General features: G+C 67.6%; 13 protein-coding genes. 8 read left to right on the top strand and 5 right to left on the bottom strand.

The features are described 5' to 3' along the window. Positions 1–200: 200 nt before the first annotated feature. The 4 genes from EJV47_RS17545 to EJV47_RS17560 all read right to left on the bottom strand — a co-directional run bounded on the left by EJV47_RS17545 (position 201) and on the right by EJV47_RS17560 (position 3406). Entirely contained in the window at positions 201–1346 is a 1146-nt protein-coding gene (locus tag EJV47_RS17545) for an aspartyl protease family protein (RefSeq protein ID WP_165903811.1), read from the bottom strand. Positions 1347–1596: 250 nt separating this feature from the next. Beyond that, positions 1597–2670 carry an o-succinylbenzoate synthase gene (locus tag EJV47_RS17550; RefSeq protein ID WP_126694484.1) on the bottom strand — a complete coding sequence of 358 codons (1074 nt, stop codon included), beginning with the start codon at positions 2668–2670 and terminating at the stop codon, positions 1597–1599. A 93-nt stretch (positions 2671–2763) separates the two neighbouring features. Then, on the bottom strand, positions 2764–3006 hold the full coding sequence (locus tag EJV47_RS17555) for a hypothetical protein (protein WP_126694485.1): 243 nt from the start codon (positions 3004–3006) through the stop codon (positions 2764–2766). Positions 3007–3127: 121 nt separating this feature from the next. After that, the gene (locus EJV47_RS17560; RefSeq protein ID WP_126694486.1) at positions 3128–3406 is read right to left on the bottom strand and encodes a hypothetical protein; all 279 of its coding nucleotides are present in this window, start codon (positions 3404–3406) and stop codon (positions 3128–3130) included. 262 nt (positions 3407–3668) lie between these two features. Here EJV47_RS17560 and egtB point away from each other — a divergent pair, with 262 nt between their 5' ends. From egtB to EJV47_RS17585, 5 genes are all read left to right on the top strand, one after another. After that, positions 3669–4982 (top strand): ergothioneine biosynthesis protein EgtB, encoded by a 1314-nt coding sequence (egtB, locus tag EJV47_RS17565; RefSeq protein WP_126694487.1) that lies wholly within the window; start codon positions 3669–3671, stop codon positions 4980–4982. Between the two features lie 75 nt (positions 4983–5057). Further along, on the top strand, positions 5058–6092 hold the full coding sequence (gene egtD / locus EJV47_RS17570) for an L-histidine N(alpha)-methyltransferase (protein WP_126694488.1): 1035 nt from the start codon (positions 5058–5060) through the stop codon (positions 6090–6092). Between the two features lie 338 nt (positions 6093–6430). After that, the gene (locus EJV47_RS17575; RefSeq protein WP_126694489.1) at positions 6431–7807 is read left to right on the top strand and encodes an MATE family efflux transporter; all 1377 of its coding nucleotides are present in this window, start codon (positions 6431–6433) and stop codon (positions 7805–7807) included. 42 nt (positions 7808–7849) lie between these two features. Then, positions 7850–8482: a DUF922 domain-containing protein gene (locus tag EJV47_RS17580; RefSeq protein ID WP_126694490.1), complete on the top strand. Its 633-nt coding sequence runs from the start codon at positions 7850–7852 to the stop codon at positions 8480–8482. A 27-nt stretch (positions 8483–8509) separates the two neighbouring features. Next, positions 8510–8863: a tRNA-binding protein gene (locus tag EJV47_RS17585; protein WP_126694491.1), complete on the top strand. Its 354-nt coding sequence runs from the start codon at positions 8510–8512 to the stop codon at positions 8861–8863. A 297-nt stretch (positions 8864–9160) separates the two neighbouring features. Here the strand turns inward: EJV47_RS17585 and EJV47_RS17590 are convergent, their stop codons facing one another. Next, a complete protein-coding gene (locus tag EJV47_RS17590) occupies positions 9161–9523 on the bottom strand; it encodes a DUF4296 domain-containing protein (protein ID WP_126694492.1) in 363 nt (120 codons plus the stop codon). 50 nt (positions 9524–9573) lie between these two features. Between EJV47_RS17590 and EJV47_RS17595 the strand changes: the two genes are divergently transcribed. The 3 genes from EJV47_RS17595 to EJV47_RS17605 all read left to right on the top strand — a co-directional run bounded on the left by EJV47_RS17595 (position 9574) and on the right by EJV47_RS17605 (position 12853). Then, positions 9574–10494, top strand: coding sequence for a DUF58 domain-containing protein (locus tag EJV47_RS17595; RefSeq protein ID WP_126694493.1), 921 nt, complete (start codon positions 9574–9576; stop codon positions 10492–10494). Next, positions 10491–11453 (top strand): hypothetical protein, encoded by a 963-nt coding sequence (locus EJV47_RS17600; protein WP_126694494.1) that lies wholly within the window; start codon positions 10491–10493, stop codon positions 11451–11453. Before EJV47_RS17595 ends, EJV47_RS17600 begins: the two co-directional genes overlap by 4 nt. A 350-nt stretch (positions 11454–11803) precedes the next feature. Further along, positions 11804–12853, top strand: coding sequence for a VWA domain-containing protein (locus EJV47_RS17605; RefSeq protein ID WP_165903812.1), 1050 nt, complete (start codon positions 11804–11806; stop codon positions 12851–12853). Positions 12854–12883: the final 30 nt, after the last annotated feature.

Genomic DNA, 12883 nt, shown 5'->3' on the forward strand with positions numbered 1-12883 from the left:
AAAAGAAGTAGCCCCGGCCGCGTGACGGGCCGGGGCTACGCAGGATGAACCCGCAGGCTCTCCTCAAACGAGCCCCAAGGTAAAAAACTGCTCCTGTTTCTTGCTTTCCATCACAGTATCTAGCCCCACGCCGCTTGATGCGCGGAATCATCTGAGGAGGGGAACTAGTCTTTATATTCTAAGCTCTAGCCGCGGCTGCGCTAAATCTGGCGCTTGAGCGTGAGCCGGGTCACGAACAGGTCCCCGTCGGCGCGGCGCACGAAGATGATGAGCTGCTTGCCGTCGGCGGAGTGCAGCAGGCGGGTAATCTGCGTCAGCGACATGGAGGACACGGACACCAGGTTGATGCTCAGCAGCTCGTCCTGGGCCTGCAGATTGGCCAGGGCGGCCGGGGAGCCGGGCTCCACGCGCTGAATGGTGTAGCGCCGGTACTCGGGGCCGCCGGCCAGCAAATCGATGCCGCACATGTCGTGCTCGAACGGGTCGCGAAACAGCTTGTTGGGTTTCAGCCACAGGCGGTTGTGCGGGTAGTCGATGACGACGGAGAAGCGCTTGAGCAGCTCGAAGCCGAGGTTGCCGTTGCGGGGCGCGTCGGCCCGGGCCCGCACCGCGGCTTCGTCGGGGAAGGAGGTGACGGGCGCCTTCACGTAGTACTGGCCCAGCTGCATGCCCGTCACGCGGCCCAGGTAGCCGTGAATGTCGCCGCTGAGGCCGCGGCCGAGGTGGGTGCGCAGGCGCCGGGGCGGCACCGTGAGGCGGCGGTCGGAGCCGGTTTCGATGGACAGGGCGTGGCCGGCACCGGTGTCGAGCACGAGGCGCAGCGGCAGCTGCACGGAGTCGTTGACGGCCACCTGGGTGTGGATGTAGGATTTGTCGCCCTCGATTTCGAGCGGCAGGCCCACCCAGCGCCGGCCGCGCGGGGCCCGGAACCGCTCGGGCCGGTGAAACACCAGCACCTGGTCTTCGGTCAGCACTTCCACCGCGAAGCTGCGGAATACATCGGCCCCGAGGATGCCGTGAATGGGCCGGCCCACGTAGCGCGAGAGGTCGAACACGTCGTCGGAAAGCAGCAGCAGCGAGAGGCTGGGCGCCACGATTTTGCCGGCTTCGGCGCCCAGATCCACCCGCACCGAGTCGGTCTGGAAAGCCACCAGGGGCGCTTCCTCGCCGGCCCCGGCCACCAGGTAGCGCTGGCCCAGCGTTAGGTTGAGCGAGTCACGCAGGCGGGCATCGGTGATGAGCGAGGTGCCCACGCCGGTATCGAGCATGAAGTAGTAGGGGCCGCGGCCGTTCAGGCGCACGGGCAGCACAATCAGGTTACGCTGCAGCTCGAAGTGCAGGCGCACGGCCGCGGCCCGCGAATGGCGCAGCTGAAACCGCGGCCGGGCCGGCTGCGCCTGGACTAAACCACTGCCCAACGCCCATAATAAACCCCACAGCAGCCAAGTACGACCGCGCAAGAACGAACAAATAGGCAGGGGCGCGGCCATGGGTGGCGGGCGGGTGGGCAGTGAGGGAATCGGCGGAATAAGATACTAAACGTTTCCCCCGAATACTATTCTCATTGTCCAATCCTGCGGTCCAATCGGGCCGGGCTCAGGCGGGCTGCTCCCAGGTGCCGGCGGGCTGGTAGTGCAGCTGCCCGCCGCGCACCTGCAGCGGGGCCGCCAGGTTGTTGTGGTACAGCTGCCCGGTGCCCAGTCCCTGAGCCATGTCGCCCACCGGGTACTGGGCCGTAAACTGGCTGATGGCGTTGAGCCCCACGTTGGACTCCAGGGCCGAGGTCATCCACCAGCCAATGCCCAGCGCTTCGGCCTGCGCAATCCAGCGCGCGGTGGCCGCCAGGCCGCCCAGCAAAGTGGGTTTGAGCACGATGTAAGGCGGGCGCACCGTGCGCAGCAGCTCCTGCTGCCGCGCCAGGTCGGTCACGCCAATCAGCTCTTCATCCAAGGCCAGGGGCACGGGCGCGGTGCGGGCCAGCGCGGCCAGGGCCGCCCACTGCCCGGCCCGGATGGGCTGCTCGATGGAATGCAGCTCGAACTCGGCCAGCCGGGCCAGCCGCTCGGGCGCCTCGTCGGGGCCGAAGGCGCCGTTGGCATCCACGCGCAAGACCAGCTCGGCGGGGCCGGCCACCGCGCGAATAAGCCGCAGCAACGCCAGCTCGGCCGCGAAGTCGATGCCGCCGATTTTCAGCTTCAGGCAGCGGAAGCCTTCGGTGAGCTTTTTCTCAATCTGGGCGCGCATGAAGTCGGCGTCCCCCATCCACACCAGACCGTTGATGGGCAGGCCCGCTTCGCCGCGGCTGAACGCGTTGTCGAACAGCTGCCGCCGGGCGCCGCCCCGCCAGTCGAGCAGGGCCGCTTCCAGGCCGAAGCGCAGGGCCGGCCACTCGGGCTCCAGCAGCTCTTCGGCCAGGGCGGGGTCGGCCTCGGCGTAGCGGCGGGCGTTGAAATCGGCGCAGAGCTGCTGCAGGCGGGCTTCGAAGTCGGGGCGGTAGTCGGGGCTGAGGCCGGCCAGCGGGGCGGCTTCGCCCAGGGCCAGCAGGCCGGGCCGGGCCGCGTCGGTGAGGTGCAGGTACCAGGCTACGTGCTCGGTGAGGGCGCCGCGGGAGGTGCGGGCGGGGAAGTTGAAGCGCAGGGCGCGGCGGGAGTAGTGCAGGTGCAGGGCCATAGCGGGGCGGGGCAGAACGGGCCGTAAAAGTACGCGCCGCGCCCCGGCCGGGAAGGCCGAAGCGCGGCGCGCGGTTTGGAAAAACGGGGCCGCCTAGTCCTGCACCGGGCCGGTGCTGGCCTCGGGGCTGCGGCCGATGGGTGAGCCGGCATTCAGGCTTTCTTCCGACACGTCGGACGGTTCGCCCCGGCGCAGCTTTTCGCGTTCGTGGGCTTCCACCAGCGCGTCGTCGAGGCGGCTGCTCATGCCGCTGCTGCTTTGGCTGCCGGGCTCGGTGCTCGGAGTGATTTTCGCGTCGGGCCGCAGCTGATCGGCGGCGGGTTGTTGCTCGGTCATGGCGCTTTGGGAATGAGAAGGTTGAACATCAGGAACCTCGGGCCGGCATACGCCAAACCGGGGTACTACGGTTGGGCTGCTGCCCCGCCCGGCCGGGGCCGAGCGGGGCGAGTCAGCGACGTTACTCGTCGGAAGCGCCCGAGTCCACGCGGCTGTTGCCGTGCTTGTCGGTGGGGGCGGTGCCGGCGCCGCGCTGCTCGCGGCTCACCGAGGAGGTGCTGCTGTCTTCGGCGCGGTGCATCTGGCTCGGAATGCCCGACACGCCGCTCTGCACCGAGCGGTTGCCCTCGATGGAGCCCGCGTGCTGGGCGTCCTCGGAAGACTGCTTGCTTTGCTGATGACCCTGGTTGCTCGAAGCGTTCGGGTCGTTCTGACTGCGTTGGCCGGATTGAGTTGCCATGATTGAAAGCGGTGTTTTGGGGTGGGACGAAGCAGCCGTGCCCGGCCGGCAAACGGCCGGCATGCTGCGGATTGGTACAGTGCAGTACGCCCCGCCGCAAGCCGGGGTTGAGGTTGAAGGCCGTTTTTTCGGCCCGCCGGACCGCATCCGTCCATTCTGATTAACAAATATTTAATCGGATTTTGCCGCCCGCCCCGGGCCGATTAAGCCCGTCGGCGGTTTATTCGCGTACCTACTGCTCGTCCGTCGTTTTCTGCCGCTCATGTCCTCTTCCACCCTCACCGCTGCCCCCACGCTCACGGCCCGCTACCGCGCCGTGCGCGCCCACTCCGAAGCCCTGTGCCGCCCGCTGCTGCCCGAAGACACCGTGGTGCAGCCCGTCATCGACGTGAGCCCGCCCAAGTGGCACCTGGCCCACACCACCTGGTTTTTCGAGACATTTCTGCTGAAGGAGCACCTGCCCGGCTACCGGCTGTTTCACCCGCAGTACGCGTTTCTGTTCAACTCCTACTACAACTCGCTCGGCTCCCGCGTGAACCGCGCCGACCGCGGCACCCTCTCGCGCCCCCCGCTGGCCGACGTGTACCGCTACCGCGCCTACGTCGACGAGCACATGCAGCAGTTGCTGGCGCCCTACGCCGACGAGCCCGCCGCGGCGCCCTTTGCCGAGGTGCTGGAGCTGGGCCTGCAGCACGAGCAGCAGCACCAGGAACTGCTCGTCACCGACATCAAATACATCCTGAGCACCAACCCGCTGGCCCCCGCCTACTTCCCGGCCGATGCGCCTGCCCCGGCCCCGCAGCCCGCGCTGCCGCCGGCCCGCTGGCTCCCGGTGCCGGGCGGCCTGGGCCAGCTGGGCTACCAGCCCGCGGCCGGCGACGCCCCCGGCTTCAGCTTCGACAACGAGCTGCCGGTGCACACGGTCTACGTGGCGCCTTTCGAGCTGCAGAACCGCCTGGTTACCAACGCCGAGTACCTGGAGTTCGTGGAGGCCGGCGGCTACGAGGATTTCCGCTACTGGCTGGGCGAAGGGTGGGAGCTGGTGCAGACGGCGGGCTGGCAGGCCCCGCTGTACTGGGTGCGGCCCGAGCAGCCCGGCGGCGCCTGGCAGCGCTTCACCCACCACGGGCTGCAGCCGCTGGATCTGGCCGCGCCCGTCACGCACGTGAGCTTCTACGAGGCCGACGCCTACGCCCACTGGGCCGGCGCCCGGCTGCCCACCGAGCCCGAATGGGAGCTGGCCGCCCGCCACTTCGGGGCCGAGCCGGCTGGCGGCAACTTCGTGGAAAGCGGCCTGTACGACCCCGCCCCGCTGGCCCCGGACGCCGACCCCGCGCAGTGCCACCAGCTGCTCGGCGACTGTTGGGAATGGACCTACTCGGCCTACCACCCCTACCCCGGCTACAGCAAGGCCGAAGGCGCCCTGGGCGAGTACAACGGCAAGTTCATGGTCAACCAGCTGGTGCTGCGCGGCGGCTCCTGCGCCACCCCCGCAAGCCACATCCGCCTGAGCTACCGCAACTTCTTCCACGCCGACAAGCGCTGGCAGTTCACCGGCATCCGCCTGGCGCGGTAGGCTCGTTTTTCGTTGTTTGTTACTCGTTTTTCGGCACCCGCTTCTCCCCTGGTTGCCGTCTTTCTTTCTCCCTCAATGGCCGCTTCCCTTCCCGACCAATCCTCCACTTCGCAGCCCCACTCCTCCATTTCCAACCCGAAAAACGAACAACGAACGACGAACAACGAAGAACTGGCCGAGCACGTGCGGCAGGGACTGAGCCGGCAGCCCAAGGCCCTGTCGTCGATGTACTTCTACGACGAGGTCGGCAGCCGGCTGTTTCAGCAGATTATGGCGCTGCCGGAATATTACCCCACGCGCACCGAGTTTGAGGTACTGACCCGGCACCGCGCCGCCATTGCCCAGGCCCTCACGCCCGCCGACGGCCAGCCGTTTCACCTGCTGGAGCTGGGCGCCGGCGACGGGCTCAAAACCAAAATCCTGCTGCGCGAGCTGCTGGCCGCCGGCACCCGCTTTGCCTACGCCCCGGTGGATATTTCGCCCTCGGCGCTGGCAGGGCTGGCCGACAGCCTGCGCGCCGAGCTGCCCAGTCTGCAGGTGGAGCCGCTCACGGCCGAGTACACCCAGGCCCTGGCGCAGCTGCAGGGCCAGCCCGGGCGCAAGGCGGTGCTGTTTCTGGGCTCCAACATCGGCAACTTCCCGCCCGCCGAGCGGCAGCAGTTCCTCGGCGCCCTGGCCGCTCAGCTCAGCCCCGATGACCGCCTGCTCATCGGCTTCGACTTGCGCAAGGACCCGCGCCAGATCCGGGCCGCCTACGACGACGCCCAGGGCGTGACGGCAGCCTTCAACCTGAACCTGCTCACCCGCCTCAACCACGAGCTGGGCGCCGATTTCGACCTTGCGGCCTGGGAGCATTTCGCCGAGTACGACCCGCTGACCGGGGCTATGCGCTCCTTCCTGGTCAGCCGCCGGGCCCAGCAGGTGCACGTGGCGGCCCTGGGCCAGCGCTTCGAGTTTGCCGCCTGGGAGGCCATCCACACCGAAAACTCCTACAAGTTCACCCTGCCCCAGATTGAGCAGCTGGCCGCCGCCGCGGGCCTGCGGGTACAGCAGGTGTTCCAGGACGAGCAGCAGTGGTTTGCCGACGTGCTGCTGGCCCCGGCGGAGTAGCCCAGCCCCGTTTGCAGCGAAAGAGGCCTGTGACACTTCAGTTTGTTACGGGCCTCTTTGTTATAAATCAGTTGCCGACGCGAGTTCCGTACGCGTTGTCCGCGTCGTAGCGCGGTGTAGCGCGAACTTTCCAGTTCGCGTCGCCCGGATAGTAATATCAATCGTCCGGTCGACGCTGTTCTACGAATCGTTGGGAATACGCGAACTAAAAGTTCGCGCTACACCGCCCAAGTCATTTCGCCCTCGACACAACCACTCCGCGGCCGGGGCGTATTCCGGCGTGCACGGGGCCGGCGCGGGCCCGGCGTCCTATCTTTGCGGCCTTTTCCCTTCCGCTTATGGCCCTGGCCGACCTCCGCCCGCATTTTCGTCCTACCCTGATTCTGGCCGGCCCGGTGGTGCTCAGCCAGCTCGGCCACGTGCTCGTCAACGTGGTCGACAGCGTGGTGGTGGGCCACACGGGCACGGTGCCGCTGGCGGCCGTGTCGTTGAGCGTGAGTACGGTGACGGTGCTGCTGGTGCTGGGCCTGGGCATTTCCATGGGCATCACGCCCCTGGTGGCCGCCGCCGACGGGCAGCGCGACGTGCCCCGCATCGGGCAGCTGCTGGCGGGCGGGGTGCTGCAGTGCGCGGCGGCCGGGGTGCTGCTGGCCGCCCTGGGCTGGCTGCTCACGCCACTGCTGCCGTTTCTGGGCCAGCCCCCCGCAGTAGTGGCCCTGGCCGCCCCCTGGATTCGCGTCATGCTCCTGTCCCTGATTCCCTTGATGGTGTTTCAGGGCTTCCGGCAGTTTGCCGAGGGCCTGGGCCTGACGTTTCAGGCCATGCTGCTGTCGGTGCTGGCCAACGTGGTCAACGGCGTGCTGTGCTACGCGCTGGTGTTCGGCAAGCTGGGCGCCCCCGCGCTGGGCATGATGGGCGCCGCCTGGGCCACGCTGGCGGCCCGCACCCTCATGGCCGGGCTCATGGCCGCCTACGTGCTGCGCGCCCGGCGCCTGCAGCCCTACCGCGCCCACCTGAGCTGGCGGCCGGATGTGGCCATTCAGCGCCAGTTGCTGGCGTTGAGCTTGCCCATTGGGGCGCAGATGATGTTCGAGGTGGGCGCCTTCAGCGTGTCGGCCATCATGACGGGCTGGCTGGGCGCCAGCACCCAGGCCGCCCACCAGATTGCCATCAACGTGGCCTCGGTGACGTACATGGCCGCCAGCGGCATTGCCACGGCGGCCACCATCCGGGTGGGCAAGCACCGCGGGCAGGCCGATGCGCCCGGTGCCCGGCGGGCGGGCTTTGCGGCCTATATTCTCACGTTTGCCTTCATGGGCAGCATGGGTCTGCTGCTGGTGGCTGGCCGCCACCTCATTCCGCACTTCTACAGCGCCGATGCCCCCGTACTGGCCCAGGCGGCCACGCTGCTGCTCATTGCAGCCCTGTTTCAGGTATCCGACGGCCTGCAGGTGGTGGGCCTGGGCGCCCTGCGCGGCCTGGAAGACGTGAAAGTGCCCTCCATCGTGGCCCTGCTTTCCTACTGGGCGCTGGCCCTGCCCCTGAGCTACCTGCTCGGATTCGTGCTAAATTGGGGGGCGCCCGGCGTATGGCTGGGGCTGCTGGCCGGGCTGTCGGCGGTGGCGCTGGTGCTGCTGCTGCGGTTTCAGCGCGAAACCAGCGGGGTGAGCGTGCCGGGTCCGGAAATGAACGAAACGGCCGCCTCGCGCCGTTAGAACAGTAGGCTACGTAACTTTCCACGTTCAGGTTGCGCTTCTATGCTCGATTTGTTGCTCTCCCCGCTGTTTGTTTTGCGCACCTGGCTGCTGCTGCCGGCCCTTGCCCCCGCCCCGGCGGCGGCTCCGCGCCCCGTCGTAATGTCCGCGCCGGACCCCAAGCCCGAGCTGCTGGCCTGGTCGGCCACGCGCCGCCTCACCTGGGCCGACTTCAAGGCCCGGCCCATGACCGGCGACCCGCTGCACGCGCTGACCACGGCCAACATCGGGGCCCAGATCGGCTGCCAGGACTACGTGTTTTCGGCCAAGGTGCAGGCCACCTTCACGCCCACCGAGTCGTGGGTGAAGGCGCCGCACACGGCGTCGGAAGCCCTACTGCACCACGAGCAGATTCACTTCGACCTGACGGAAGTGCACGCCCGCCTGCTGCGCCAGAAGCTGACCACGCTCAAATTCAACTGCGACCAGCTGCAGCCGGCCTTCAACAACGTGATGAAAGTGGCCATCAGCAACTGGCAGCGCGAGCAGCAGCGCTACGACGGGGAAACCAACCACGGCCTGAACCTGGTGAAGCAGAAAGCCTGGGACGACCAGATTCAGCAGCGCCTCACCACCCTGCAGGCCTACGCCGCGCCCGAGCCGACGGCCGCCACGGCTACTTCCACCGGGCAGTAGCTACGGCCGGCCGCCTATCTTGCGGCCATGTCCGAACCCTCTACCCCCACCATCACCTGGGCCGATTTTGAGCGCGTGGATATGCGCGTGGGCACCATCGTCGAAGCGCACCCGTTTCCCGAAGCCCGCAAGCCGGCCATCCGCCTCGTCATCGACCTGGGCCCCGAGCTGGGCCTGAAAAAATCCAGCGCCCAGATTACCGCCCTCTACACGCCCGAAACGCTCATCGGCCGGCAGGTGCTGTGCGTGGTCAATTTCCCGCCCCGCCAAATCGGCCCCATGCGCTCCGAAGTGCTGGTTACCGGCGCCGCCGACGAGCAAGGCCGCATCGTGCTGACTTCCTTCGCCGGCCCCCTGCCCAACGGCAGCCGGCTGATGTAAGGATTGTTGGGCATCAGGCATTTATGGCAACAAGTGCCAGGCAACGCGTACCCGTTTTGTCCGCCTGCCAACGTCCCAGCCGCGTAGCGGCGTCATATTGGTAGCCCACCATCAGGAAGGAACGAGTAGAGCTGCAGCGCAGCGGCATGGCCTTGAACGAGACGCGTAAACGTCAGCAAAGCCATGCCGCTGCGCTGCAGCTCTATCTGGCTTTGCCTCCACTTCTCTACCAACATGGCGCCGCGCTGCGGCTGGGGTTTCGGGTCATGGTTTTCCCAAAAGAAAACCTGTCACGCGTTATTTGTTGCCCAATTTGCCCTGGCGCACGTTCAGGCTGTCGACTACGGCGGCGTACATCTGCTCCAGGTCCTTGCCGTGCACGGCGTAGTAGCGCATGCTGGCTTCGAAGTTTTCGTTGGTGGTGTTGTAGCGCCGGTAGAGCTGCTTGGCTTGTTGGCGGTACAGCACCTGGGCCGAATCGGGGCGCATGCGGGTGGCTTCTATCTGGGCTTCGGTCAGGTGCAGGTCGATGAGCAGGCTCACCATCGTCTCGCGCGGCACCAAGCCGGTAGGCGGCACGGCTTCGTCGGACTGCTTGCACTGCGTCAGCAAAAGGGTGGTAGCCAGGCCCAGCCCCAGGGTAATCAGCGGATTCTTCACCTTGCAAAAATAGCACTTGGGCGCCGTCCCGTTATTTTAGCCGCCCGGCCATGACTACACCCGCCCCCGACACCTCGCTGCAGGCCATTCTGCGCCGCCTCCGCCAGCTCGAAATCCGCATCCGCAAGGTGGTGGACGCCCAGCTGCAGGGCGACTTCCACTCCGTGTTCAAAGGCACCGGGCTGGAATTCGACGACGTGCGCCAGTACCAGTACGGCGACGAGGTGCGGGCCATCGACTGGGCCGTGTCGGCCAAGGGCCACGGCACCTTCGTGAAAACCTACAAGGAGGAGCGGGAGCAGTCGGTGCTGCTGCTGCTCGACGTGAGCCGCTCCCAGCAGGTGGGCGCCCAGGGCCGCCGCAAGCTCGACGTGGCCCGCGAAATCTGCGGCATCCTGGCCTTGTCGGCCGCCCGGCAGGACGCGCAGCTGGGCATTCTGGCGTTTTCGGACCAGAAGGAGCTGTACCGCCCGCCGGGCAAGGGCATCCGCCACGCCTATTCGCTCATCAAGTCCGTCTTCGGCCTGGAGCCCCAAAGCGCGGGCACCAACGTGGCCGCCGGCATCCGGCAGGCGCTGGGCCTGCTGAAGCGCCGCAGCCTGGTGCTGCTGCTCTCCGACTTTATCGACACCGACTACGAGCGGGAACTGACCATGCTGGCCCGCAAGCACGACCTCATCGTGGTGCAGCTGCTGGACCGCCGGGAGCAGGAGTTTCCGCCCCTGGGCATCGTGCCCCTGCGCGACCAGGAAACCGGCCGCACCGTGTGGGTGAATACTTCCTCCAAGGCTTGGCGGGCCCGCTACCGCGCCACCTACGAGCAGAACCGGGAGCAAATCGGGCAGATCTGCCGGCGCCACCGCACCTCGTTTCTGAGCATTGCCACCGACGTGGACTACGTGCCGCAGCTGGTGAGCCTGTTTCGCCTGCGCAACCGCCGCGGCGCCCAACCCCAAGCCCCCGCCGCGTGACCAGGCCCCTGCTGCTTCCGCTGCTGCTGGCCGCCGGCCTGGCTACTGCGGTGCCGGCCGCCCGGGCCGGCACCGGCCAAACCGCCGCTGCTACCACCGCCGTTGCCGCCGATTCGCTGCCGCGGGGGCGTTTCGTGCAGCCGGCCGTGCGCGTGGGCGAGCTGGTGGAGTACGAGCTGACGTTTCGCCACGCCCCGGGCCTGAACGTGGTTTTCCCCGACTCCACGGCCGAGTACAAGCCCTTCGAGTACGTGCACCGCCGCTACTGGCCCACCCGCACCCGCCAGGGCCTCAGCCTCGACCGCTGCCGCTACGTGCTGCGCACCTTCGCCCTCGACTCGGTGCAGCAGCTGCGCCTGCCCGTCACCCTGCTGCAGGGCCGCGACACGGTGCTGCTCTACACGGAGCCGGCCAGCATCCGGCTGGTGCGCACCGCCCCCACCCTCCCGCCCGACGCCGAGCTGCCCCCGCTGCGCCAGAACACCGCGCTGCTGCCGGTGGCCGAGCAGTTCAACTACCCCTACTGGCTGGCCGCCGCCGCCGGCGTGCTGGTGCTGGCGGGCGTGGTGTGGTGGACGTTTGGGCGCAACCTGCGCCGCCGCTACCAGCGCTACCGCATGGCCCGCAACCACGTGTACTTCCTGGCTCAGTACGCCCGCCACCTGGAGCGGTTCCAGCTCAGCCGCTCCCTGGCCAACATGGAGCGCGCCATCACGCTCTGGAAAAACTACCTGGCCCGCCTCGAAAACAACTCCCTGAACACGCTCACCACCAAGGAAATCGTGCGGCTCTACGAGGGCGACGCCGACGTGGCCACCGCCCTGCGCCTCTCCGACCGCGTCATCTACGGCAACCAGCTACCCGACGAGGCCACCGAGCAGACCGACCACGCCCTGGACTCCCTGCGCCACTTCGCCGACCGCCGCTACGCGCTGGTGCGGGCCGGCAGAAGGGTATGAGACGAGGTTTAGGGGGCCGAGTGAGAGGGTAGACGGGTAGGAGTTGTTTCTGGGAACGGGGGTGCGGGATGGGTGGAGGGCGTCAGGTCGAGCTTGTCGAAACATCTCGCGTGGGGTCGTTGAACAGTAAATCAGGACGTTATGCCGTGTCCCGCGAGGCGTCTCGCATGCTGCGGCCCAATAGCAGTCTGACGATTGTAATTGCTACCTGGCGAGATGCCTCGGCAAGCTCGACCTGCCGCCCTCCTCCTTCGCGCCTTACTCTATACTGTTCTACCCCTCCCAAAACAACTCCTACCCGCCTACCCCCATACCCTCTTACCCTAACCCCTCCCCTATCTTTGCCGCGCATGGACCAATTCTGGCAGCAATTTCTGGCGCCGTTGTTCGATGGGCTGCGCTACAGCACGCTCACCGGCTACACCTGGGCGCACCCGCGCCTGCTGCTGCTGCTCGGGGCCGTGCCGCTGCTGTTTTTGCTGCGCGAGGCCCTGGCCCAGCGCCGGCGCGGCCGGTTGGGCGTGGCTTTCGTGCGGGGGCAGGCCCGGGGCCACTGGAGCGCCCTGCTGCGCTTCATCCCCGACATCATCCTGGGCCTGAGCCTGATGATGGGCGTGCTGGCCCTGGCCCGCCCCCAGCGCACCGACGAGCGGGTGGAGCAGTCGGGCCGCGGCATCGACATCGTGCTGGCCGTCGACGTGTCGGCCTCCATGGAATTACAGGACTTGCAGCCCAACCGCCTCGAAGCCGCCAAGCGCGTGGCCCAGCGCTTCGTGCAAAGCCGCCGCAGCGACCGGATTGGCCTCATTGCCTTTGCCGGCGAGGCGTACTCGGTGCTGCCCCTCACCACCGACTACGAGCTGCTACGCGAGGAGCTGAGCGGCCTACGCCTGGGTTTGATTCCGACTGATGGCACGGCCATCGGCACGGCACTGGGCGTGGCCACCAACCGTCTGCGCAGCGCCCCGGGCCGCTCCCGCGTGTGCATTCTGCTTTCCGACGGCGAAAACACCGCCGGCGCCCTCGACCCGCTCACCGCCGCCCAGCTGGCCCGCCGCTATGGCCTCAAGCTCTACACCATCGGCCTGGGCCAGGACGGGCGCGTGCCCTACGGCAAGGACGAGCTGGGCCGCCCGCGCTACGTGGAAACCCGCCTCGACGAATCGACCATGCGGCAGATTGCCAGCACCGGCGACGGGCAGTTTTTCCGCGCTACCGACAACTCGGCCCTGCAGCGCATCTTCGCCCGCATCAACCGCCTGGAGCAGTCCGAAATCAAGCTCACCCGCTACCGCAACACCCATGACTACTACCGCTACTACCTGTACTGGTGCCTGGGCTTGTGGCTGCTGTGGCTGGCCCTGAAAAACACCTTCCTCACCAATGCCATGGAGGATTAGCGGTGGCACCACGCGGGCCCGTTACCTTTG

Source organism: Hymenobacter gummosus (genome assembly GCF_003970915.1).
Lineage (GTDB): Bacteria > Bacteroidota > Bacteroidia > Cytophagales > Hymenobacteraceae > Solirubrum > Solirubrum gummosum.